This is a genomic window from Elstera litoralis, from assembly GCF_000963705.1.
In the GTDB taxonomy this organism is placed as follows: domain Bacteria; phylum Pseudomonadota; class Alphaproteobacteria; order Elsterales; family Elsteraceae; genus Elstera; species Elstera litoralis.
The window spans coordinates 1-1,371 of record NZ_LAJY01000708.1 but is presented as its reverse complement, the minus strand read 5'-3'; the positions used below and the strand labels follow the sequence as shown (position 1 = coordinate 1,371).

General features: G+C 59.2%; 3 protein-coding genes. All 3 read right to left on the bottom strand.

The features are described 5' to 3' along the window. Positions 1-80 precede the first annotated feature (80 nt). The 3 genes from rpsS to rplW are packed head-to-tail and all read right to left on the bottom strand — an operon-like array spanning position 81 to position 1,362. A complete protein-coding gene (gene rpsS, locus VZ95_RS19195; protein WP_045777292.1) occupies positions 81-359 on the bottom strand; it encodes a 30S ribosomal protein S19 in 279 nt (92 codons plus the stop codon). A gap of 15 nt (positions 360-374) precedes the next feature. Then, complete coding sequence (gene rplB, locus VZ95_RS19190; RefSeq protein WP_045777291.1) at positions 375-1,202, bottom strand: 50S ribosomal protein L2; 828 nt, start codon at positions 1,200-1,202, stop codon at positions 375-377. Between the two features lie 4 nt (positions 1,203-1,206). Continuing rightward, positions 1,207-1,362, bottom strand: a complete 156-nt coding sequence (gene rplW, locus VZ95_RS19185; RefSeq protein ID WP_084627932.1) for a 50S ribosomal protein L23 — start codon at positions 1,360-1,362, stop codon at positions 1,207-1,209. Between the last annotated feature and the right edge of the window lie 9 nt (positions 1,363-1,371).

Genomic DNA, 1,371 nt, shown 5'->3' with positions numbered 1-1,371 from the left:
CGCTAACGCGCATGTTGCGAACAACGGACAGCGCTTCGACATCGGCTAGCTGCCGGGGCAAAGGTTTCTTGCTCATAGCCTTACTTCCTCTTTGCCTTCTTGTCGGCGGCATGACCGTAGAACGTGCGCGTCGGCGAGAACTCGCCGAACTTGTGCCCGATCATATTGTCCGTCACCAGAACGGGAATGAATTTCTGGCCGTTATAAACGCCAAAGGTCAGACCCACGAATTGCGGCAGAATCGTCGAACGACGCGACCAAATCTTGATCACCTCATTCCGGCCCGAAGCCCGGGACTTATCTGCCTTCTTTAGAAGGTATCCGTCAACAAACGGACCTTTCCAAACGGAACGCGCCACGGCGGTTCTCCTTCGTTACTTCGCGTGACGACGGCGGACGATAAGCCGATCCGTCGCCTTGTTATTGCGGGTCTTCTTGCCCTTGGTCGGCTTACCCCAGGGGGTAACCGGATGACGACCGCCTGACGTGCGGCCTTCACCGCCGCCGTGCGGATGGTCGATCGGGTTCATCGCGACACCACGGACAGACGGACGACGGCCCAGCCAGCGCTTACGCCCAGCCTTACCATAATTCACATTCTGCTGGTCGGGGTTCGACACGGCACCAATCGATGCCATGCACTCACCGCGCACCATGCGGAGTTCGCCCGAGGCCAAACGGAGCTGAGCATACCCTTGATCGCGGCCCACGAGCTGAGCGTAGGACCCGGCGGCGCGGGCGAGCTGCCCACCGCGACCGATCTTCATCTCAACATTATGGACGATCGTGCCGACCGGAATATTCCGCAGCGGCATGGCATTACCCGGCTTCACGTCGGTCTTTTCGCCCGACACGACCACATCGCCCGCCTTCAGGCGTTGCGGGGCCAGAATGTACGCCTTTTCACCATCGGTATAGGTGATGAGCGCAATGAAAGCCGACCGATTCGGATCATATTCCAGCCGCTCAACGGTGCCGATCATATCGAACTTGCGACGCTTGAAGTCGACCAGACGATAGCGGCGCTTGTGCCCGCCGCCGCGCGTGAACGCGGTGATACGGCCGGTATTGTTGCGCCCGCCGGTCTTCTTCAGACCCTCGGTCAGCGTCTTTTCCGGCTTACCCTTCCACAGCTCCGAGCGATCAACCAGAACCAGTTGACGCAGCGATGGCGTGATGGGCTTGAAAGTTTTCAATGCCATCTGCTTACACCCCCGTCGTCAGGTCGATGGTCTGGCCGTCAGCCAGCTTGACCATCGCCTTCTTATAGTCCGACCGCTGACCCGGACGGCCTTTGAACAGCTTGCGCTTGCCCTTGACCGTTATCGTGTTCACAGCCTTCACCGTTACACCGAACACCATTTCCACGGC